Origin of the sequence: Johnsonella ignava ATCC 51276 (assembly GCF_000235445.1) — a bacterium.
GTDB lineage: Bacteria > Bacillota > Clostridia > Lachnospirales > Lachnospiraceae > Johnsonella > Johnsonella ignava.
In genome coordinates, this window is record NZ_JH378834.1 from 6,923 (window position 1) to 26,181 (window position 19,259).

Annotated in this window: 24 protein-coding genes and 3 pseudogenes; all 27 read right to left on the reverse strand. The window is 42.2% G+C overall.

From position 1 onward, the window contains the following. Window positions 1–18: 18 nt before the first annotated feature. The 27 genes and pseudogenes from HMPREF9333_RS08175 to HMPREF9333_RS08295 all read right to left on the reverse strand — a co-directional run bounded on the left by HMPREF9333_RS08175 (window position 19) and on the right by HMPREF9333_RS08295 (window position 19,156). Window positions 19–409: pseudogene (locus tag HMPREF9333_RS08175) on the reverse strand (PrgI family protein). Between the two features lie 3 nt (window positions 410–412). Next, complete coding sequence (locus tag HMPREF9333_RS08180; RefSeq protein ID WP_005541319.1) at window positions 413–676, reverse strand: hypothetical protein; 264 nt, start codon at window positions 674–676, stop codon at window positions 413–415. Window positions 677–693: 17 nt separating this feature from the next. Further along, complete coding sequence (locus tag HMPREF9333_RS08185) at window positions 694–1,557, reverse strand: VirB6/TrbL-like conjugal transfer protein, CD1112 family (RefSeq protein WP_005541320.1); 864 nt, start codon at window positions 1,555–1,557, stop codon at window positions 694–696. Between the two features lie 19 nt (window positions 1,558–1,576). Continuing rightward, window positions 1,577–1,660: pseudogene (locus HMPREF9333_RS12600) on the reverse strand (Maff2 family mobile element protein); the annotation flags it as partial. 3 nt (window positions 1,661–1,663) lie between these two features. Next, window positions 1,664–3,310, reverse strand: a complete 1,647-nt coding sequence (locus tag HMPREF9333_RS08190; RefSeq protein WP_005541321.1) for a recombinase family protein — start codon at window positions 3,308–3,310, stop codon at window positions 1,664–1,666. Window positions 3,311–3,313: 3 nt separating this feature from the next. Next, on the reverse strand, window positions 3,314–3,535 hold the full coding sequence (locus tag HMPREF9333_RS08195; RefSeq protein WP_005541322.1) for a hypothetical protein: 222 nt from the start codon (window positions 3,533–3,535) through the stop codon (window positions 3,314–3,316). Between the two features lie 59 nt (window positions 3,536–3,594). Beyond that, window positions 3,595–4,446 carry an ATP-binding protein gene (locus tag HMPREF9333_RS08200; RefSeq protein WP_005541324.1) on the reverse strand — a complete coding sequence of 284 codons (852 nt, stop codon included), beginning with the start codon at window positions 4,444–4,446 and terminating at the stop codon, window positions 3,595–3,597. Window positions 4,447–4,577: 131 nt separating this feature from the next. Further along, window positions 4,578–5,354 (reverse strand): phage replisome organizer N-terminal domain-containing protein, encoded by a 777-nt coding sequence (locus HMPREF9333_RS08205; protein WP_005541326.1) that lies wholly within the window; start codon window positions 5,352–5,354, stop codon window positions 4,578–4,580. A 116-nt stretch (window positions 5,355–5,470) separates the two neighbouring features. After that, a complete protein-coding gene (locus HMPREF9333_RS08210) occupies window positions 5,471–6,496 on the reverse strand; it encodes a PDDEXK nuclease domain-containing protein (protein ID WP_005541328.1) in 1,026 nt (341 codons plus the stop codon). Between the two features lie 345 nt (window positions 6,497–6,841). Continuing rightward, the gene (gene mobQ, locus HMPREF9333_RS08215) at window positions 6,842–8,476 is read right to left on the reverse strand and encodes a MobQ family relaxase (protein WP_005541329.1); all 1,635 of its coding nucleotides are present in this window, start codon (window positions 8,474–8,476) and stop codon (window positions 6,842–6,844) included. 238 nt (window positions 8,477–8,714) lie between these two features. Further along, window positions 8,715–8,990, reverse strand: coding sequence for a DUF3847 domain-containing protein (locus HMPREF9333_RS08220; protein WP_005541330.1), 276 nt, complete (start codon window positions 8,988–8,990; stop codon window positions 8,715–8,717). 102 nt (window positions 8,991–9,092) lie between these two features. Further along, entirely contained in the window at window positions 9,093–9,578 is a 486-nt protein-coding gene (locus HMPREF9333_RS08225) for a GNAT family N-acetyltransferase (protein ID WP_005541331.1), read from the reverse strand. 31 nt (window positions 9,579–9,609) lie between these two features. Next, window positions 9,610–10,053: a GNAT family N-acetyltransferase gene (locus HMPREF9333_RS08230; protein ID WP_005541332.1), complete on the reverse strand. Its 444-nt coding sequence runs from the start codon at window positions 10,051–10,053 to the stop codon at window positions 9,610–9,612. Window positions 10,054–10,080: 27 nt separating this feature from the next. Next, complete coding sequence (locus HMPREF9333_RS08235) at window positions 10,081–10,401, reverse strand: TfoX/Sxy family protein (RefSeq protein WP_005541333.1); 321 nt, start codon at window positions 10,399–10,401, stop codon at window positions 10,081–10,083. Window positions 10,402–10,420: 19 nt separating this feature from the next. Then, window positions 10,421–10,849 (reverse strand): VOC family protein, encoded by a 429-nt coding sequence (locus HMPREF9333_RS08240; RefSeq protein WP_001033924.1) that lies wholly within the window; start codon window positions 10,847–10,849, stop codon window positions 10,421–10,423. A gap of 25 nt (window positions 10,850–10,874) precedes the next feature. Beyond that, window positions 10,875–11,492 carry a DNA alkylation repair protein gene (locus tag HMPREF9333_RS08245; RefSeq protein ID WP_005541337.1) on the reverse strand — a complete coding sequence of 206 codons (618 nt, stop codon included), beginning with the start codon at window positions 11,490–11,492 and terminating at the stop codon, window positions 10,875–10,877. 31 nt (window positions 11,493–11,523) lie between these two features. After that, window positions 11,524–11,748 carry a helix-turn-helix domain-containing protein gene (locus HMPREF9333_RS08250; RefSeq protein WP_005541338.1) on the reverse strand — a complete coding sequence of 75 codons (225 nt, stop codon included), beginning with the start codon at window positions 11,746–11,748 and terminating at the stop codon, window positions 11,524–11,526. 160 nt (window positions 11,749–11,908) lie between these two features. Then, window positions 11,909–11,971: pseudogene (locus HMPREF9333_RS13800) on the reverse strand (Maff2 family mobile element protein); the annotation flags it as partial. A 20-nt stretch (window positions 11,972–11,991) separates the two neighbouring features. Continuing rightward, on the reverse strand, window positions 11,992–13,611 hold the full coding sequence (locus HMPREF9333_RS08255) for a recombinase family protein (protein ID WP_005541339.1): 1,620 nt from the start codon (window positions 13,609–13,611) through the stop codon (window positions 11,992–11,994). A 111-nt stretch (window positions 13,612–13,722) separates the two neighbouring features. Next, window positions 13,723–13,911, reverse strand: a complete 189-nt coding sequence (locus HMPREF9333_RS08260) for a transposon-encoded TnpW family protein (RefSeq protein ID WP_005541340.1) — start codon at window positions 13,909–13,911, stop codon at window positions 13,723–13,725. Between the two features lie 14 nt (window positions 13,912–13,925). Beyond that, the gene (locus HMPREF9333_RS12605; RefSeq protein WP_005541341.1) at window positions 13,926–14,768 is read right to left on the reverse strand and encodes an ATP-binding protein; all 843 of its coding nucleotides are present in this window, start codon (window positions 14,766–14,768) and stop codon (window positions 13,926–13,928) included. Then, window positions 14,765–15,523: a phage replisome organizer N-terminal domain-containing protein gene (locus tag HMPREF9333_RS08270; RefSeq protein ID WP_005541342.1), complete on the reverse strand. Its 759-nt coding sequence runs from the start codon at window positions 15,521–15,523 to the stop codon at window positions 14,765–14,767. The genes HMPREF9333_RS12605 and HMPREF9333_RS08270 overlap by 4 nt, the downstream gene beginning before the upstream one ends. Window positions 15,524–15,635: 112 nt before the next feature. Next, window positions 15,636–16,022 (reverse strand): cysteine-rich VLP domain-containing protein, encoded by a 387-nt coding sequence (locus tag HMPREF9333_RS12610; protein WP_005541343.1) that lies wholly within the window; start codon window positions 16,020–16,022, stop codon window positions 15,636–15,638. Then, window positions 16,012–17,637: a relaxase/mobilization nuclease domain-containing protein gene (locus HMPREF9333_RS08280; protein ID WP_040882696.1), complete on the reverse strand. Its 1,626-nt coding sequence runs from the start codon at window positions 17,635–17,637 to the stop codon at window positions 16,012–16,014. Before HMPREF9333_RS08280 ends, HMPREF9333_RS12610 begins: the two co-directional genes overlap by 11 nt. After that, the gene (locus HMPREF9333_RS12615) at window positions 17,609–18,007 is read right to left on the reverse strand and encodes a plasmid mobilization protein (protein WP_083816615.1); all 399 of its coding nucleotides are present in this window, start codon (window positions 18,005–18,007) and stop codon (window positions 17,609–17,611) included. Before HMPREF9333_RS12615 ends, HMPREF9333_RS08280 begins: the two co-directional genes overlap by 29 nt. 521 nt (window positions 18,008–18,528) lie before the next feature. Then, window positions 18,529–18,741: a helix-turn-helix domain-containing protein gene (locus HMPREF9333_RS08290; protein WP_002586615.1), complete on the reverse strand. Its 213-nt coding sequence runs from the start codon at window positions 18,739–18,741 to the stop codon at window positions 18,529–18,531. Beyond that, complete coding sequence (locus HMPREF9333_RS08295; RefSeq protein WP_002586616.1) at window positions 18,734–19,156, reverse strand: sigma-70 RNA polymerase sigma factor region 4 domain-containing protein; 423 nt, start codon at window positions 19,154–19,156, stop codon at window positions 18,734–18,736. The genes HMPREF9333_RS08290 and HMPREF9333_RS08295 overlap by 8 nt, the downstream gene beginning before the upstream one ends. Window positions 19,157–19,259 lie beyond the last annotated feature (103 nt).

Below are 19,259 nucleotides of genomic sequence, written 5' to 3' on the forward strand. Positions count from 1 at the left end.
TCTTTTTTTGACTTGCAATTACTTTTCTTTAAGTCTCGCTTTTGACTTCTCAATACCTTTTCGTTTTGCATGAGTTTTATTTGCTGAATTTTTCTTTTCTTGTTCAAGGTAAACCTCCTTTCTCACTCTCTTTTTTGGCTGATAAAACTTATGAAGGTAGATGTGCTTAAAAATATTTCTCAAAGGTCAGTCCGTCCTTTTCAAATAGTGTGATGAAAAAGATAGGAAGCGTGGACACGATAAGGAATATGACAGCTATGTCATTTGGCACAAACTTCCTCATAAATAAATAGACTGGTATTCCAACCAGTCCTGCAAGTGTGAAGCCTATGAGCTGCCTTTTCGTTAGGTTAAAAGCAACCTTTGTCTTTACCCTATTTAAGTCTTTAGGGATTGGTACATATGCCATATCTTACCTCCCATCTTCTTTACCCTTTGACAGCTCCTCAAAGTGTTCATATACAGAGCCGATTTCATCCTGAATAATTGCAAGTTGTTCATCTGTATTCTTGTTATATCTTTGCTGCATTAAGCAAAAATCATTATGGCAGCAACCAATGTCCTGTGTCCTTTCTTCCAATTCTTCCACCTTATTATGAAGTCTGATCCTATCAATTACCGCCATAATACCTGCGACTATTATTACTACTGTAAATGTTGTTTTTCTTTTATCCATACTATCTTTCCTTTCTTTTAGTGTGCATTTAATATGCTTTTGGCCAGTGTTCCGCTCTTTAGCATCATTAACCCCAGCAAAACCGCATAGCCAAGTATCGTCATGGTACTTGTGTGTATATCTGTTATCTTAATCGTCTTAACTAAAACTGCGTAAATTCCAAGACAAACCATTAAAAAGAGTCCTTGTAGTCCAAGTGCAAATAGTCCTTTGATGTAGTTTGTTCCAATCTGTCCCCACTCCTTGTTTCCCATTGTGGCAAATGGAATGGCTGAAACAGATGAGTAAACATAAATCTCAAACATTCTTCCGTAAACTACAAGCATAATCACAACGGATATTACCTGTATAGCAACCTTGATGAGTGAGGTTTCAAAGAGAATCATGACAAGTTCTCCAAGTCCCTTTTCTTTTAGGGTATCCATCATTGCCACTATCTGATCTCCGGAAACGGTGGCAGAGGTATTTATCACCCCTGCCGCCTTATTTACCACGTGCTGTGCCACATCAAAAACTGCCATTGAAAACTCAAAGGCATGGGATACTAACCATACAGCAATCCACATCTTGATGATGTACTTGAAAAATTCAAAGGTATCTGTATCGTGCATATTGTTCTTTTGCATTACCATATTGATAAGCTCGATACAAAGAACTGCTGTGATGATTAGTCCCGCTATTGGAATGATAACGGAATCGTTAATGCTTTTGATAAAGGCAAATACATCTCCGTTCCATCCCATAGGAGTTTTTCCTACATCTGTTGCAACTGCACCAACTTTATCGTTGATGTCAAGAAACATGGACTCTAAGTTTGCTTGAATACCGCCCAGTAGAAGCTCCTTAAAGAATTCTTCTATCTTGTCGAATATTCCAAACATCTAAGCTCTCCTTTTCTTCTTAATTGAGTACACCCGCAAGTAGTGGAATGAGCTTAAGTCCGATAAGAACGATACCTCCTCCAGCCATAAGCTGCTTTATTCCCAATTAGAGATTGTAGCTGACCTGTAAGCTGTCTGTATTTCCTATGAAATTGTAATGTATTTCTATTATTTGGGTGATTTCTCCGTCCACTACTTCTTTTTCGTGAACATAGATTTTGGAGATGAGTTCATTTAAGGTTTCTTTGTCCAGCTTCTTAATGTTCTTGTGTTTTTTTATGAGTTCTATCCACTTGTAGACACCATTTTCATCTACCTTACTTGTAACAACTTTTCTTTCCATCTCCTCAATTCGCTTTGTTAAGAGGTCTTGCTCAGCTTGAGATTTTTCAAGTATTCTTTGGAAATTGTTCTCGCTGATTTTCTTATTTATCCAATCATCATAGAGTTTCTCAATCTTGTTACCAAGCTCTGCCACTCTTTTACTATCTTCCTCAATCTTCCTTGCTATATAGATTTGTTCTTCTTCATTTTCGGTATCTCTTGATTTTTCAAGAGCCTTTAAGACTTCCTTTTCATCTTTTAAAGCAAAGTCTGCGTTCTTTCTAATATCTGCAAGTACGATTTCATAAAGAGTATCAAAGTATATCCTATGCTGAGTACATAAGTTTTTTCCGTATCTGCGATAAGTGTTACAAGTAAGTATTTTCTCTTTTTTCTTTGAGTTGTTTCTTCCAAGATTTAAGGCTTTACCACAATCAGGGCATTTAACAAGCCCTGCGAAGATACTTTCTTCCCCTGTTTTAAAAGGTCGCTTCCTACTTTCTATCTTTTCATTTGCCATTTTGTAGGTATCTTCTGAAACGATAGGTTCGTGGGTATTTTCTACAACTATCCAGTCCTCTTTTGGTTTGTCTGATATCCAACCGATTTTGAATTGATAGTTTGCTTTCTGACTTGCTGTGTGTCCAAGATAAACAGGATTTTCAATTATCTCCTTAATTGTGGTACAGTCCCACCAATACTCACCGTCTTTTACAGTTTTTTCTAATTTGGTAAAGACATTTCTAACTCCCTTTTTCCTGTTCCACCAAGTAGGTGTAGGAATTTTTTCATCAAAGAGTATTCGCCTTATTGCCTGTACTCCATATCCACTGATAGCAAGGTTATAAATCTTTTCCACTATCCACGAAGTTTCTTCATCTACCATAAGAGAGTAAGTATCATCAGGATTTTTCATATATCCGAATGGTGCAAGGCAGCCTGTAAATTTACCTTGTCTTGCTCTTGTAAGATATGCCGATTTCATCTTCTTTGAAACATCTCTTGAATAAAACTCATTTAGTACATTCTTAAAGGGTACTATCTCATTATTGTCCTGTAAGGTATCCACTCCGTCATTGACTGCGATATATCTCACTCCGTTTTTCGGAAAGAAATTCTCGGTATAATATCCTGTCTGAAGATAGTTTCTTCCAAGTCTTGATAAGTCTTTGGTAATGACTATATCAATTTTTCTTTCCTCAACATCTTTTATCAGTCTTTGAAATGAGGGGCGGTTGGTATTTAAGCCTGTGTATCCGTCATCGACATATACATCAGCTATATTCCAACCTCTTGCCTTGACATAATGTTCAAGCATATCCCTTTGGTTTTGTATGCTGGCACTCTCTCCTTTCTGCTCATCATCTTTAGACAGTCTGCAATAAATTGCAGTCCGATATGAAAAGTGATTTGAATTTGTTTGTATCATTCCCTATTCCTCCTTTGGATTTGTAGGAATGACACAATCCTCTCTAAAACTATCTTTAGTATAGCATACTTTATTATAATTTTCAATATTATATTGTGTATATTCAATATCTATGTTTTCATATTTGCTTTTATCTTTCTTTATCAGTTTTATAAATGCGTCCGCTCCTGTTCTTGAGGCATTATAATTACGCTTTACAATATATCTTGTCTGTTCTTTTTTCATCGGTTGCTCCTTTCCTTGCAATAAAAAAGCGATTAGAATTTTTTACTTTCTAACCGCCTTTACTCATCTATTAAATTTTGTGCTTTCTTCAGCTTTTCTTTGCTTTGTATCTTTCTTCTATCAAGTCCTATTACCCTAAGAGGTAAACACATCTCTATAATTCTTGAATAAATCCTGCCAAGCATTATATCTTCCTGCTCTTTTTCTATGTCCTTAAAGTTTAAGTTTGTGGTTATAATGGTCGGTCTTGCCTTTAAATACCTTGCATTTATCACATTGTAAATTTGCTCTAAGGCATACTCTGTGTTTCTCTCTATTCCAAAATCATCAAGTATTAGTAGGATTGGATTTGTTATTTGCTCAATATATTCATTTCTGTCAAGGTTAAAGCCACCTTTTTGTAAATCATTTAGTATCTGGGCAAAGTTTCTCATTTTGACTGCATAGGAATACTCTGTGATGATTGAATTAACAATAGCACAAGCAAGATAAGTCTTGCCACTTCCCACACTGCCATATAGCAATAAGCCTACATTATCTTTTCTCATTTCTTCAAAGTGTTTTACATAGTTCTTAGCTTTTCTAATGATATCCTTATCAGTATACTCATCAGCATTTTCAAAGGTATATACTTTTTGGTTTCTTGATATAAAGCAATTATCTCTTAGCCTGTCTTGTGCCATAAGTTTTTCTCTTAATTTTTCCTGTTCTGCTCTATTTCTATCACACTTACAAGATATTCTAAAAATCATCGGCTTATTTAACATTGGAATAGCCTTCCCGTCTATTCTCTCATTACAAGTCTTGCAATAGATGTGTCCATCTTTTTCATAATGAGTTTCTCCATTATAGGTAAAATCTGTACCTTGAATTTTTATAGTTATCATATTTTGATTATCTTTGTTATTCATAACTTTAATTCTCCTTTTCTCGTCTTAAATGGTGGAATGCGTTTTAAGGCTTGTTTTTGGCTTAGGTATATTCTGATATCTCTTTTAGTTTTAACGCTCTAAAAACACCTTTCCACCTTGTTATATGATATTTACAGGCTGTCGCTATCCTCATAGTTGGTTGAATAGGTTTTAGTACTTCCATTTTGAATATTTTTCTGTGTTAGTTTTTCTTTGTCCTGTTCATACCAATTAAGGATTGTTACATAGTGGTCTTTATAGTCTTTCCCAGAACTTTTGATATACCTTGATAATTTTTCAATCATTGTATCGGTATGACCTTGCAGCTTATCCTTTAGCTTATGGCATTCTTCATCAGTTAAGCGGATATTTTTATATTCTCCGTAAAGGATTTGGGTGGACATTTGGGTTTCTTCTTTCCCCTCTATTCTCTTATCTATAATATCTAATCTCTTATCTCTATTCTCTGGTGGACAAGTGGCGGACATTTGTCCACCATTATTTAGACAAGTGTCCTCTAATAGTCGTATTTTTTCTTGATTTTCAAGCCTTGCTTTTCGCTTTCTTTCGCCCTCTGTTGATGATTTTCCAATGAAAAGCTCTATATCTACCATATACAAAATGTTATCCGGCAATTGGTCTATCAGTTCCAATTCTAAAAATATTTTTATTGCCCTCTCTACAGTACCTACTTGATGGCGTGTTATGGTGGCAATCATTTCTGTTGTATACGGAATGTTATCTCTAAATATCAGCTTGCCATTATTTTTAAGGCTCATCAGATACAGTTTTAGTAAAATGTTGGAATACAATACTCCGTCTTTCATACTCTCAAGCAAGGTTATGGTTTCACTTGTAAAGAAATCTTCCTTTAGCTTGAGATAATAGTATTTTTTGTTATCACTCATGTTCTTCTCCTTGCAATAAAAAAAGAAGCAGATTAGTTCTCCACTTCTCTAATTATTCATAAATTATTTTGTTTTCTATAATTGTGCAACGGGCGTTGCACAATTTTCAATTAACTTTATTTTTTCTTGTAATTTCTTAAAACTCTTTCTACCTGTTCTTCTAATTGCTCTCTATCAGGAATATATAAAGTGTATTTAGAAGCAAATATCTTATTGGACAAACTGCCAAGTGCATATTCTGCCTGTATACTGTCCTTATCGGTACAAAGGATAATTCCAATCGGTTCATTATCCGTATCGTCATTAACTTCCGTCTTGTAGTAGTTAAGATACATATTGATTTGTCCGACTGCTTCCGGCATTAGCTTTCCTGTTTTTAGCTCAATCAAAACATAGCTCTTAAGTATCTTGTTATAAAATACCATATCAACATAATAATGGGTATTTCCAAGTGTTACTCTTTGTTGTGAGCCTACATACATAAAACCCTTGCCAAGTTCAAGCAAGAATTTTTCAATATGAGCTATTAAGGCTTTTTCTAAATCACTTTCCATAATTGGCTTTTCTTCTGGTATTCCTAAAAATTCAAATACATAAGGATCTTTTACAACATCACTTGCCTTATTTATTTCATTTCCCTTTAAGGCTAACTCCAATACCTTTTCTTTATTTTCATCTCCTGATGAAAGTAAAAGTCTTTCAAAAAGTGAGGTTTTTATTTGTCTTTTTAACTCTCTTACAGACCAATTTGCATTAATAGTTTCTTTTTCATAAAAGCTCCTTTTCTGCTCATCGCTTATGGAAAGCAATTCGCAATAGTGCGACCAACTTAATTTGCCAGACAGTGTCTGGCAAATTGGATATGACAGATAAAAATTCCTCATATTTTGCAAATTAGACCTTGAAAATCCCTTACCATATTCTTTGGTGAGCCTCTTTGATAAGTCTGTTACTAACTGTTTTCCATACTCGGCTCTATCAGAATTTCCCTGTTCATCTTCTACGATAATTCGCCCAATCTCCCAATAAGTTTGAATGAGGATATTATTAACTTCTCTTGCAACACTATTTCTTGCATTATCCATCAATTCTTTAATACTGCTATAAACATCTTTATGAATTTTATCTATTTCATTATTCATATAGCTACCACCTCTTTATCTGCTACGATTTTAATTATTATACCATAAATATTGAGTGTATTCAATATTATATTCCTTATATTTACATGTCAAAAGGGGATAACAAATCGTTACCCCCTCTCAGATTTTAAGGAAGTCGTACTTTACGACACCCTTTATAGTTAGCACGTACTGAAATAAGAAGTCCTTATAAAACTGAAGTCGTGAAACACGACACCAGCTATATGCGTCCCCGAAACAGGGACTCATCTTTATATCTGCGTTCCCAAAATGGGTACGCAAACCTTATGCACCGAAACAGTGCGTATGCTTATCCTATTTACGATGTTATCCCATTTCGGGGCTTCATCTTTCCTCGTTCTTGTAATAGTCCTTTGTTTTCTCCTTTCGTTTTTCATAAGCTTCCTGTTGCTCTTGATACTTCTTAATCTGAGCAATGACACTTGTTTTTTCTCCTCTCTTGATTGCCTTATCTATCTCAATGGATAGGTCTATGCCATAATCCTCATTGACTGTTTTTACGGCATACTTGATATGATTGATACTTTCGTATTCTTCTTTGATAGATTGAGATTGATTGTTTAATAGTTCTACTTCGCCTTCAAATTTTTGTATTTCCTTTTGCCAATCCTTAGACTTAATAGCCGATGAGCCTGTTATTTTTTCAAGAATTGCCCTTGCTCTTTTGTATTTATCTATCTCATCTTTATGAGAATTGTAAAAGCTGTCTTTGAATAGGGATTTACTGTTCCATTCTTCAAAGACTTGTTTGTTATCTTTGATGATGTCCGCATAGGTAAAACATTTATTTAAGCTTTCTACCCTTGCGGTTTTAGTCTTAATGTCTTGACTGATTTTCTTATTCTTGGATTGTAAGGTACTTATTTTCTCTTGTAGGTCAGCTATGGTTTTAAGGTTATTATCTTTCAGATAATAGATTGCTTTTACAAACCTTTTAAGGTCTGTATTTCCCTTTTTTATCTGTCCGTAATAGGATAGATTTTTTGTTTTTTCTCCCTGTATATCGTTGTAAATTGAGATATATTCATAGAGGTTAAATAACTCCGCTTTATTATATATTTCATCTTGCCTTGTCTGCTTATACTGCTCGTATTTTTCAAATAAGGCTTTTGAAAAATCATTTATCCAAGATGTTAGCTCTGCAATTTTTTCTCTGATGGCTTTGACTAAAGAGTTATGTTTTTTGATTTCTCTATTGATGTTACCCTTATCGGTTTCTATCCCTTTTCTTTCTAAGGCACTGGCACTTGCTCCCATATGAATTGTTGGAATTTCCTCTTTACCTTGTCTTTCAAAAGAGCGATGGTCTACTCTTTTTTCAAAGTTATTTTTCTCTAAATATTGATTACAAAGAGCGGCAAAACTTTCTCGCCATTTCTCTGCATTACCCTTATTGTTCCAGTCAGTAAGTTCTATCTTCCTTGTCTTAGGTTTTCCGTTTTTCCCTAAAATCTTGTTCCCCTGTTCATCAAGAAGATATTCTTTTTTGCTCTTTGCTCCCCAAGTGCCATCTTGATTTAAGGGGCGAACAGTTGTCATTATATGAGCGTGAATATTTCCGTTTCCCTCATCGTTTCCTTGATGAATGGCAAGGTCTGCTATCATTCCTTTTGATACAAAATTTTTCTGTATAAAGTCTGTAATGAGGTTCTTGTTTTCTTCAAAAGATAATTCTTTTGGTAGTGCTATAATGAAGTTTCTTGCAAGCTGAGCATTGCTTGCTTTTTCATTTAGCTCCACGCTGTTCCATAAAAAACTTCTGTCTTGAAATTCTTTTGGTATATTCTCCGGCAAGTAAATTTGTGAATGTAAAAGTCCTTTTTTATTATGGTAGTCGTGAGTTACTCCGTCCCATTCATTTGTTAATTTCTCACAGGATATATATGCTGCACTTGCAACTGCCGATTTACTTTTTCCTCTGCTTATCATTGATATACTAAAGTGAAAACTGTCTGCCATTTGTATCATCTCCTTTTTCTTGTTGGCATAAAAAAACAGATAGATGTGCAACTTATCTATCTACCAATTGTTAAAATGCTTTAGCTTTTTTCTTTGCTCCCTGCAAGGGTATTAGCACCGCAGGTCGCAAGGACACTCTTCAGGGTGTATAATTGCGCCCTTAGAAAATCTAAGGGATTTGCGATTATACTATTGTCCTTGCTTTTTTTAATCTTTATTACCTAACAGAACGCTTTGTTCAGTGAGCTTTTTGAAATGCTTTTCGCAATATTCCTTTAATTTCTTCATTGCTTTTTCCACTTGCTCCCTCGATAAAACTTTCAAGGATTGCCCCTCGTTCTATCAATCTATGATTTCGCTTTTTTCTCTCTTTAAGACTTGCCATTTTCCTTAATTCTTTTTCCCTGTTTTGAAGTTGGACTAATTTCTTTTCGTATTTTTCTTTCTCCTCTTGTTTACTTTCAATCTCTGCTTTCATCTTTTCCAATTCTGTTTTATTGTCCATAAATTTCATCTCCTTTCAAATTTTGAGCATAGAAAAAGCGACTAAGATTTCTATTTCTTAATCGCCTTGTATCTTCAATATTTAGTTTTATTCAACTCGACAAACTGGGAACTATCGATTTTCAATCATCAATTCTTTACATTTCCATTCTTCTCCCAAAACATAATATATTTCTGTCTTATCAAGAATGACATCATCAAAGCCTATTGATTTGTAACAGAAATATGCAGATTCATTATTTTCAAAAACACTTAACGAAACTTTTTTTGCACCATAAATTTCAAATGCAAACTTTAAACCTAACTGAAGCATTCTCTTGCCGTATCCTTTGCCACGCTTTGAAGGATCAACAACTACAAAGCCAAACCTTAACTCATCAAAGCTTTCTGAAGGTCTTCTCATTGTGAAAAAACCTACTGTCTCATCATCTTCAATAGATGTAAAAGCCATTAGATTATTCACAAAATCAAACTTCTCTTTTGTTATCGGATATTCGCCCAAAATACCCGCTGACCATTTATAAAAATCTATTTCATCTTTACTCCAGGAGAGAATTATATCTGCTTCGCTTATATTATAAGGTTTTAATCTCAACATTATTATTTTTCTCCACAACTTTAAAATTGATTTATAACGCTCTTTTCAAATACACCATATCCACTAATTGTACTCCATTCTCATATATTGGGTTAGCATAATTGTCAGTAAAAAAATTTGGTATGATATGAGAACGAACAAAACCACATTTTTCATAAAATGAAATTGACATCGGAACATCACCTGTCCCAACTTGCAAAATGTTGTATTTTCCTTTGTATTTCTTAGCAATAAAGTCAATCAAAAATTTCGCATAACCTTTGCCTTGATATTCCGAAAATGTTGCAATGTTTTTAATTTCAAGTACACCATTTCCCTCATTAGTTACGATACACTCACATTTGATACCATTATCATCAAGCACATACATTTTACCTTTATCAAGATAACGATCTATCATATCTTCCTGTTCATCTGCCAATAACAGTAACTCAATATAAGCTTTTTTATTTTCAATAACCTCGATTACTTCCATCAATCACACCACCAACTTCAAATTTTATTATTTCTTTTTCTTTGGTTTGGGTACAGGTAATTCATCATACATTGAATTGAATAAACCAGTTAAAAAATCTTTATTGTCAACATCATCTACCAACAGCATTTCCTTTGCTCCATCATAGGGTAACTCATACTTTGCATTTGGCATATATGCTATTGCAGATTTAACAGGCTTAACTAAAAATCTATCATCATAAATTCCACCAACAATTTTTCCACGATAATAAATTATATATTCACCCATCATTGACCTATATGATATTTCTTCCAAATCGGATAGTTGTTCTAAAATAAAATCTAAATATTCTTTACTTGAAGCCATACTCTTCCCCTATTTATCCTCAAAATTTCAGCAATCCATTTTCATCAAATTGAAAATTCGGTCCCCATGAAACTTCCCAGTAGTATCCATCTAAATCCGAAAAATACGCATGATATCCACCCCAGAAAACTTCCTGTGGCTCTTTTACAATTTTTCCACCTGCTTTTCTTACTAATGCAATTACAGTCTCTACATCTTCTTTATGTTCAACATTGTAGGCTAATGTAATTCCTGAAAATCCATTCCCTTTTGGTGGATTATTTTCATCAATATCTTTTGCTAATTGTTCCAAAGGAAATAGTTCGAACTTTGTTCCCGGAGTATCAAAAAAGCATACTGACGGATTATTTTCTCTGCAATCAGTCTTATATCCTAAACCATCTCTATAAAACTTTATTGACCTTTCCATATCTTTCACACCTAAACAAATACAAGTAATCTTGTTCATTGTTACCTCCTATGAATTCTAATTGTCATACAATCAATTTACTTGCCAACTTGTAAACCTGTTGTATCTCTTTACTTTCTAATTTCCAGCTATCAAGCTCAATTTTAATCAGCTCTGGAAATTTCTTACTAATATCCCTTAAAGCATTTCCAACCGATTTTCTCACATATTCGCTTGCATCTTCTTTTAAGTTGGCAATCCTTTCAATAGCTTCATTCGGATTTTCCTTGAAATATGGTCTACTTGTCCATATTCTTAGTCCCTCCGTAACAGCTCTCCTTGTATTAGGATTATTGTTTTTTAACCATTCATCAATTATTGGAATTGCTTTTTCATATCCTGTTTTCTTGCAAAATTCATCAAATGCCTTTGCCAATACTTCCTGAACTCTCCAATTGTCATCTTTGGAAACTTCATCTCTCATAAATGCTAAAATATCATCTTGTTCTGATAAATATCCGAAAAGAAATACACCGTACATTCTTACTTGATAGGTACCAGATTTATATGCTAAAAATGCCAAATTCTTAGCATATTCTTTATCATTGGATTTATAATCAGTTAAGGCTCTTTTCTCTTCCTCTTTGAAACCATTTTCTATCAAAGAAAATTCTTTTTCTAAACTCGCAATATATTCTTTCAAGTTGCCTCTCCTCCTCACAAAAATACTTTATTTAATCTATTTTTCGTTCAACATATTCATCATCAAAAGAGAATACATCATTAGGTGTACAGTCAAGTGCTTTACATATTCTCTCTAAATTTTTAAGTGTTATCGGCTTATTCTTCCCCATCTGTGCCATAACATTGGTTGTTAAATCCGCCATTGCTATAACAACAATTTTCTTTAAGCCTTTTTTTGCAAGTTGTATCCATAATGGTTTATAGTTTAGTGCCATATTAACCCTCTTTTCTTCGTAAATACAGTTGCCATTATTATACCACTAATATTGGTTGCGTTCAATATTTACTTGATATACATTTTTGTTTTAGAGATTTTGTTGTGTCATTCCGTCTTTACTTTGCCATAAATTGCTTAATACCTTGGCTCTTTGCTTATGTGCGATAAAGAAGTAATAGAAGTGTAAAAAATTTTGCCGTTCCTATCCGGCACTTGGCCATTGTGTCGGATAGGTCGGGCGTTAGGCTTCGGGCAAGTCAATCTTGCCGACAAAGCTGTAATAAATCTCAATGTCCTGCCTGCGGGTGCCGTTCTCGTCATAGCTGCACTCATGCACGACGATTTTCTCAATCATTTCCCGCAAGAGGGTGGGGGTAAGTTCCTCAAAGGCAAGGTGCTTTCGGACAATCCCCATAAACTTTTCCGCGTTGACGGTGGCGGCCTGCGACTTGGAAAGTTCCTCCTGTAAAGCGGCGGCGCGGTCTTTCAGTTCCCGCTGTTCCTGCTCATAGTCTGCCGACAGTTCCATGAAACGCTCGTCGCTGATTTTGCCGTTCACATTGTCCTCATACAGCCGCTTGATAATGCGGCTCACTTCGGCAATACGCTCCTGCGCCTGTTCAAGCTGCTTGGTGGCTGCGGCGGTCTTTCTCTTGCCGCCGATCTCGTTCTGCTGGATAAGCAGCTTCACAAAGCGGCTCTCATGCTTGGCGGCGTATTCCGTCACTTGTCGGAGATTGGAGAGGACGCCAGCGGTCAACAGGTCTGTGCGGATAAAGTGTGCCGTACAGTCGCGGGTGCGCTTCTTGTAGCTGCCGCAGATGTAACAGTCCTGCTTGCGGGTTTTGTTCTGATACCGCTGCTGGTACATCACATGGCCGCAGTCGGCGCAGAACAGCATACCGGAGAACAGCCCCACTTCATCATAGCGGTTCGGGCGTTTGCGCTGCTTGCGTAACTCCTGCACGCGCTCCCATGTTTCCGTGTCGATAATCGGCTCATGGTGGTCGGGGAAAATGGCCTGCTTCTCCACGGGGTTCTCTACACTGTGCTTGACCTTGTAAGAGGGCTTCTCCGTCTTAAAGTTTACCAGACAGCCGGTGTACTCCCGGTTTTCGAGGATATGAACGACGGTGTTCGTCGCCCACTTGCACTCATAGCCGGGGTGGTAGCGGCGTGTGCTGCCCGTCCTGCGGTATTCCAGCGTCCCCGGCGTGGGGATTTGCTGCTCCGTAAGCATACGGGCAATCTTGGTCGGGCCATTCCCGGCAAGGCAAAGCTGGTATATCTGCTGGACAACCGGCGAGGTTTCCTCGTCAACGAGATAGTTCTCGTCCTCGTCCATGAGGTAGCCATATACCGGCTTGCTGGTAACAGGTTTGCCACTCATGCCTTTTGCTCGTTTTACTGCCTTGATTTTCTTGCTCGTATCTCTCACCAGCCATTCGTTGAACAGATTTCGCAGAGGGGTAAAATCGTTGTCCATGCCGCCGTTTGCGCTGTCCACATTGTCGTTGACAGCGATAAACCGCACTCCCTTTTGAGGGAACAGCATTTCCGTGTAAAATCCCACCTGCAAGTAGTTTCTCCCTAACCGGCTCATGTCCTTGACGATGACCGTACCCACTTTCCCGGCTTCAATGTCTGCAAGCATGGCTTGAAAACCGGGGCGCTGGAAGTTTGCGCCGGAGAAGCCGTCGTCGGTGTACCAGCGCAGATTGGTAAAGCCGTTCTGCTTGGCGTAGGTTTCCAAAATCCGCTTTTGGTTGGAAATGGAATTGCTCTCGCCTTGCAACTCGTCCTCATGGGACAATCTCGGATAAAGGGCGGTAATGAGGTTTTGGGTGGCTTGTCTTAACATAAAATCCTCCGTTTCCGACAGCCAGCCCCACTATTCCGTAGCTTTATTGTACCACGGAATAGCGGGGGCTGTATAGCGGCAAAAGTGTAAAATCTGCTTCTTTATGATTTGTCAAATTGCCGGTTTTTGTGTAGCAGCGGCTTCCGCTTCCAGTACCCGCGCCATTTTGTCGGCGGCGGTGGTCGTGGTATCTTTCTTGAAATAGCCGGACACGACAAGGACGGAATTGCCCATGCGGATTTCCGTCACGCAGTCGGGGCGGCGGGTGGTGCGGGTGTCGTGCTGCTTGTTATCTGTCATAGGCAATACTCCTTTCAGTCGGTAATCAGTTTCTTCATGTTCTCCATTTTCCGCTGCGCGGCTTCCTGCCGGAAGTTGTCGCCGGTAAAGCGTACCGGGACGCACATGGAAAGCAGCCGGTCATAAATCCGGGAATGGGCGGTGTCCTCCGGGTTCCGCAGGTCGTCCAGCGTGAGGTTGGTCGTGACGATCAGCGGCTTGCCGCTGCGGTAGCGGCTGTCAATCACATTGAAAACCTGTTCCAGCCCGTATTCCGTCCCGCGCTCCATGCCGAAGTCGTCAATGATAAGCAGCGGATAGCGGCAAAGGCGGGAAATGTACTCGTTGCGGTTCTCAAAGCTGGCGGCAAGGTCGTTGAGGATAAGGGCAAAATTCGTCATGTGGACGGGGATTTCTTTCTCCATGAGGGCGTTTGCGATACAGCCCGCAAGGTAGCTTTTCCCGGTTCCTACGCCGCCCCAGAACAGGCAGCCGATATTGTCGGCTCGCATATCCTCCCAATGCTCCACATACCGGCGGGCAATCCCGGCCTGCGGGTTCCTGCCGTTGTCGTTCTCAAAAGTCCAGTCCCGCATGGTGGGGTCGGTAAAGCCCCGGCGCTTCAGTTCTTCCACGGTGTCAAGGTGCCTGCGCCGCTTCTCGGCGGCCTCCCGTTCCTCGCGGGCGGCTCTCTGGCAGTCGCACTCTGCCGGATGGCGGTCGCGCCCGAAGATAGCGGCCTTATCCGGCGCAAAATAGGCTTCTTTCGGCTTGCGGCACTTGCCGCAGTACAGTAAACCGTCCTCGCCGGTGTAGTCCTCCGGCTCCGGGGTAGTGGTCGTCATATTCTCCAAAACAGCGTTGATTTCGTTCTTCATAAACTCTCGCCCTCCTTGCATGAGTAGTCTGGTATGCCCTTTTTCGGGGCTTTCTTGGCTGCGTCCTCCTGCGCCCATTTGTAGATTGTGGCGGCATGGCTGCGGTATCGCTTGCCGCTGGACGCGATATGGCAGGATAGCCGGTCAATGTAGTAGTTCCATTTGTCGGGCAGGTCTGCTTTCAGCCCGTCCAGTTCTGATTGCGAAAGAAAGACATTTTCATACCGGCCATAGGCGGCGCGGGTGGGCTGTCCCGTATCTAACTCTCGCTCTCTCTCTTTTTCTATCTCTATCTCTTTCTCTATCTCTATCTCTGGTGGACAAATGTCCGCTTGATATGGTGGACATTTGTCCACCCCGGCCTTTGGCAAGGCTTTTTGCTCCTGCAAAGCCAGCCTTGCCCGCCGTTTTCGCTCCCCCTCGGTAGAGGATTGGCCGATCAGCAGTTCAATGTTGCTCATATACAGCGCGCCGCTTGGCAGCGGCTCCACAAGCCCCAGCTTCATAAAAATCTGCAAGGCTCGCTCTACGGTGCCGACTTGCTGGCGGGTAATGGTGGCAATCATCTGCGCGGTGTAGGGGATATTTTCATCAAGCTGCAACTTCCCGCCGTTTTTCAGCGATTTCAGGTACAGTTTCAAGAGAATGTTGGAATAGAGGATACCGTCCTGCATACTTTCCAGCAGCACGATAGCGTCCTCGTCAAAGTAATTCTCTTTCAGCTTGAGGTAGTAGTATTTTCGGTTGTCTGACATGGTTCCTCCTTTGGGTGGATTTGGGGCGTTTGTACGCATTTAGAACGCCGTTTCCGGGGGAAAAGGATAAATGTATCGCACACCCTTTGACACCCACGAAAAAAGCCTTGATTTATGCGGGTTTGAAAGGCTCTAAAGCGTGACATCTCTGCCTTTGTTTCCGCTTTCTCTTGGCGGCTTTGAGTTTCTTCATGCGGCCGGCGCAGTCGGGGCAGTATTTCCCCCGGTTGGATTTGGGGACAAATGCCGCGCCGCAGACCGCACACCGTTTCCGGCTCCCCCGGTACAAGAGGGCTGCGGCCAGCTCCCCGTCAAGGGGCAGGACAGCCACACGGAACCAGCGGCACATGAGGGAAAGGGAAATGCTCTGGACGCACACGCAAGGCTCCCCGTCGTCTAACAGCAGGCAGTTCCCCCCGTCATAGTTACAGCACTCATGTACCAACCGCCGCGCCCGCCGGTGCTGGCGGTAGTCCATGCGGGGCAGGTTATCGTTCATGGCTCTGCTCCTTTCTGCGGTGGGGTTCCTCCCGGCGCAAAATCTGGTCGATGTTCCGCTTGACGGTCTGCAATTCCTTGAACCGCTGTTTCTGTTCGTGATAGGTGTTATACAGGCCGTCTTTCTCGGAGATAAGCTGCTCGATCTCGACCTGCAAAGCTTTCCGGGCGGGCAGCTTGGTAATGCCATGCGCCTTGAAATACCGGGCGGCGGCTTCGGCTATGATAAAATCGCTCTCGTTTGCCTGCCGGTATGCGGCGCGAGCTTTCTCAGATTTCTGCGCCCGCAGTCCGTCGCGAGCGGGCTTGGTCTTGGCATAGGCAAGTACCTGTTGCTGCAACTCCTTTTTCCCTTGTAGCTCTGTTTCCAGCGTTTTCAGCTTGCCGCTGGTCTGGCGCATTTCCTGATAGGCGGTATCAACGGCGGCTTCTAACTGCTCCGGGGAAGTGAAGCCGTATTCCTGATACACATTCAGCGTCGCGGCCATTTGTTTGAGATTGTACATGGTCGCCCAGCGTTCATAGCCCCGGCCTTTGCCCTCGGCCATTTTCTGCTCAATGTCCACAAGCCGCTGCACACCGTCCTGTTTCGTGGTGGTTTGTGGGGCTTTTGTGGGCTGTATGCCGGTTTCCCCATGCCGGGGATATTCGGGTATGGCTGCGGCCTTTTCTGCGGCTCTGGCGGCGCTCTGCTCCAAAACGGCAAGGACGGCGGCGCGGTCAAAATCGTCGCCCAGCTTCCGGGCGGTAATGGGCTTCGTCCTGTCCGGCGTGAGGTAACTAAGCCTCCCCCGGCTCTCCTTGACGGTCACACCCTCCCGCAGCAGCAGAGAGGAAAAGTCCTCGAATGAGGCCGCCGCAGACAGCGCGGCGCGTATGGTCTGCCGCAGTTTCTCCTTGTTCGTTTCAAACTTGGTCTGCCGGGGTGTGATACCGCCTGCAATCATGGGGGCGTTCTGCTTGTCCAGCGCGGCCTGTCCCTTTTTCTGCGCCCAATACTCCCGGTCGGTCACGCGGTTCTTGCTGCCGTTCAAGAGGTCGATTTGGTAAAGCCCCTCCCGGTGGCACATCTCCATGACTTCGGACTTGAAGTAGCGCATGGCAGCGTCGGTACAGCGGTGCTTGCAACCGGCTTTCGTATCGGCTGGCCTGTCCATGTAGGGCAGGAACGGCACTTCCTCTATCCGCAGCGAATTGATAACGATATGCACATGGATGTTGCCGCTGTGGTTATGCCCGTCCGGGTGGGTGCATACAAGGGCTTGGTGGCCGGGGAAATGCTCGGCGCAAAACTTCTCGCCCAATTCCTGCGCCCGGTCTACGGTCAAGCCGTTGTCCGGCCCGTCCCGTGGGTCAAAGCTGATGATATAGTGGTGGCTTTTCACATCTTCCCGCCGCTGGTTCTTCCCATAGCGGAGATTTGCCCGCATACACGCAACGGCAAAATCCTCCCCGCCGCAGTTCAGCGTGGACAGCCGGTAGTCCTCGCGGGGGATAAGCCTGCCGGTTTCATCAAGGACGGGCTTCATGGTAAACTCGTCATGCTCAAAAAGCAGGTATTGTTCGGCGGCTCCGTAGTCGGCATTTTTAGAGTTGATATGCTTGAGTGTTGCCAACCGCGTCACCTACTTTCTGTAAGACTTCATACTTGAGGGCGGCAAGGTCGACTATGGCGGCGCGTACCTCGCCGGACAGCGCATTGTAGGGTGCGCCGTACTCGTTCAGATACCGGGCAATCTGATTGAGGTTGCCGCCGATCCTGCCGTATTCGGCGGCTAACTTCCCGACAGCGGAGAGCAGTTCATCATTAACTGCCGACACATGGATAACGGGGCGTATGGTGGTACGCCGTATCGCCTGCCGGAGAAATTCCGACTGGCTGATACCATAGGGTGCAAGCCGCGCTGTGAAGTCGGCGTATTCATCTTCGGACAGCCGGGTTTTCACAACGCGGCTGCGGTGGGGTGTGTTGTATTTCTTTCGCATGGTCGTGACCTCCTTTCTTGCCGCATGAGCGCGGCGGGGATAAGCGGCGCAAGCCGCAAAGCAGGGTTTGGGGAAGGCACTCCCCAACAAGTTTCCCGCGAGGGGCAAAACCGCAGAATTGCGGATTTTGGCACCGTGGTAGAAACTTGCTCTCCGTGACTGCAAACTTTCTCTCACTTCCGTCCGCCACTTTTTTGGAAAACTGCAACCACAAAAGTTTGTTTCTCTTTTTCTGCTACTACTAATCCTGTAAAGGGCATTCCTGCCCGCTTTCGCTAAAATGACACCGGACGCAGTGGTTTCTACCCGGTGTTGGAGAAATCCTTTCTCTTTGCCCTCTACTACGGGTAAATGCTCCAAATGCCAAACACCAGGGCAGAAAAATTCCCTCCTCGCTTACTACTACAACCGGCAGGGGGCAAAATGGCCGGGAGCGGAGCCGGACAACAAAAAAAGCAGTAAATCTTTTTCAAGACTTACTGCTTTCGCTGGCCGCGTCGGTGGCGGCTGGTATTCAGTTTTTATGACTTGTCCGGTGGTTCGTCAAGCCGGAACTTGAATTGACAGTCAATTAACCGCTGCTTTACATAGTCCTCCACCTCGGCGTTGACCTGCCCGTTCACTTTTGAGAAATAGCGGATATATCCGGCGTAGTGGAGCAGGACAGCGTTCACGGCTTCTGGGTCGCCCTCACGGGCTTTGAGGATTGTTTCATAGGGGAGAAGTCTACTCATACCGGCTCACCCCCATTTCTTCGCGTAGCCGCTGCAAGGCAAGCTGGATATGCCGCCCCGCTGTGCTGCGTGACCGGCCAATACACGCGCCGATCACGCGCTGCGGCTGGCGCAGAAAGTAATAGCGCAGGATTTCTTCCCGCGTCTGCTCCGGCAAAACAGAGATCGCGTCGGCAAGGGCGGCGTTGCAGAGCAGGACGGTCTGACCGCAGACGGTAAATGGGTATTCCTCGTCCGGCTCCGACGCGGCAAACTGGACAAACTTCTCGTTCATCAGATAGTCAAGGGAAACTTGCCGTTCCCATTGCCGTTTAAGCTTCAAAATCTTGTCCAAGGCGGCACAGCGGATAACAGTCTTGCAAAAGGCGTTGTACCTGCGCTGGATATATTCTTGATAGGCTATCTGGTCGGTCATGGAAATTCCCCTTTCTGAATAATAGTGCGGGGCGGTGGCACTTCTTGCTGTCGCCCCTTGATTGCCTACCAGCAAAGGCGGGCGGGGCTGTCAACGGCTGCGC

Coding starts and splice junctions, on each gene's coding strand:
- HMPREF9333_RS08180 (WP_005541319.1), bottom strand. CDS start 676: ATGGATAAAAGAAAAACAACATTTACAGTAGTAATAATAGTCGCAGGT.
- HMPREF9333_RS08185 (WP_005541320.1), bottom strand. CDS start 1,557: ATGTTTGGAATATTCGACAAGATAGAAGAATTCTTTAAGGAGCTTCTA.
- HMPREF9333_RS08190 (WP_005541321.1), bottom strand. CDS start 3,310: ATGATACAAACAAATTCAAATCACTTTTCATATCGGACTGCAATTTAT.
- HMPREF9333_RS08195 (WP_005541322.1), bottom strand. CDS start 3,535: ATGAAAAAAGAACAGACAAGATATATTGTAAAGCGTAATTATAATGCC.
- HMPREF9333_RS08200 (WP_005541324.1), bottom strand. CDS start 4,446: ATGAATAACAAAGATAATCAAAATATGATAACTATAAAAATTCAAGGT.
- HMPREF9333_RS08205 (WP_005541326.1), bottom strand. CDS start 5,354: ATGAGTGATAACAAAAAATACTATTATCTCAAGCTAAAGGAAGATTTC.
- HMPREF9333_RS08210 (WP_005541328.1), bottom strand. CDS start 6,496: ATGAATAATGAAATAGATAAAATTCATAAAGATGTTTATAGCAGTATT.
- mobQ (WP_005541329.1), bottom strand. CDS start 8,476: ATGGCAGACAGTTTTCACTTTAGTATATCAATGATAAGCAGAGGAAAA.
- HMPREF9333_RS08220 (WP_005541330.1), bottom strand. CDS start 8,990: ATGAAATTTATGGACAATAAAACAGAATTGGAAAAGATGAAAGCAGAG.
- HMPREF9333_RS08225 (WP_005541331.1), bottom strand. CDS start 9,578: ATGTTGAGATTAAAACCTTATAATATAAGCGAAGCAGATATAATTCTC.
- HMPREF9333_RS08230 (WP_005541332.1), bottom strand. CDS start 10,053: ATGGAAGTAATCGAGGTTATTGAAAATAAAAAAGCTTATATTGAGTTA.
- HMPREF9333_RS08235 (WP_005541333.1), bottom strand. CDS start 10,401: ATGGCTTCAAGTAAAGAATATTTAGATTTTATTTTAGAACAACTATCC.
- HMPREF9333_RS08240 (WP_001033924.1), bottom strand. CDS start 10,849: ATGAACAAGATTACTTGTATTTGTTTAGGTGTGAAAGATATGGAAAGG.
- HMPREF9333_RS08250 (WP_005541338.1), bottom strand. CDS start 11,748: ATGGCACTAAACTATAAACCATTATGGATACAACTTGCAAAAAAAGGC.
- HMPREF9333_RS08255 (WP_005541339.1), bottom strand. CDS start 13,611: ATGTTAAGACAAGCCACCCAAAACCTCATTACCGCCCTTTATCCGAGA.
- HMPREF9333_RS08260 (WP_005541340.1), bottom strand. CDS start 13,911: ATGACAGATAACAAGCAGCACGACACCCGCACCACCCGCCGCCCCGAC.
- HMPREF9333_RS12605 (WP_005541341.1), bottom strand. CDS start 14,768: ATGAAGAACGAAATCAACGCTGTTTTGGAGAATATGACGACCACTACC.
- HMPREF9333_RS08270 (WP_005541342.1), bottom strand. CDS start 15,523: ATGTCAGACAACCGAAAATACTACTACCTCAAGCTGAAAGAGAATTAC.
- HMPREF9333_RS12610 (WP_005541343.1), bottom strand. CDS start 16,022: ATGAACGATAACCTGCCCCGCATGGACTACCGCCAGCACCGGCGGGCG.
- HMPREF9333_RS12615 (WP_083816615.1), bottom strand. CDS start 18,007: ATGCGAAAGAAATACAACACACCCCACCGCAGCCGCGTTGTGAAAACC.
- HMPREF9333_RS08290 (WP_002586615.1), bottom strand. CDS start 18,741: ATGAGTAGACTTCTCCCCTATGAAACAATCCTCAAAGCCCGTGAGGGC.
- HMPREF9333_RS08295 (WP_002586616.1), bottom strand. CDS start 19,156: ATGACCGACCAGATAGCCTATCAAGAATATATCCAGCGCAGGTACAAC.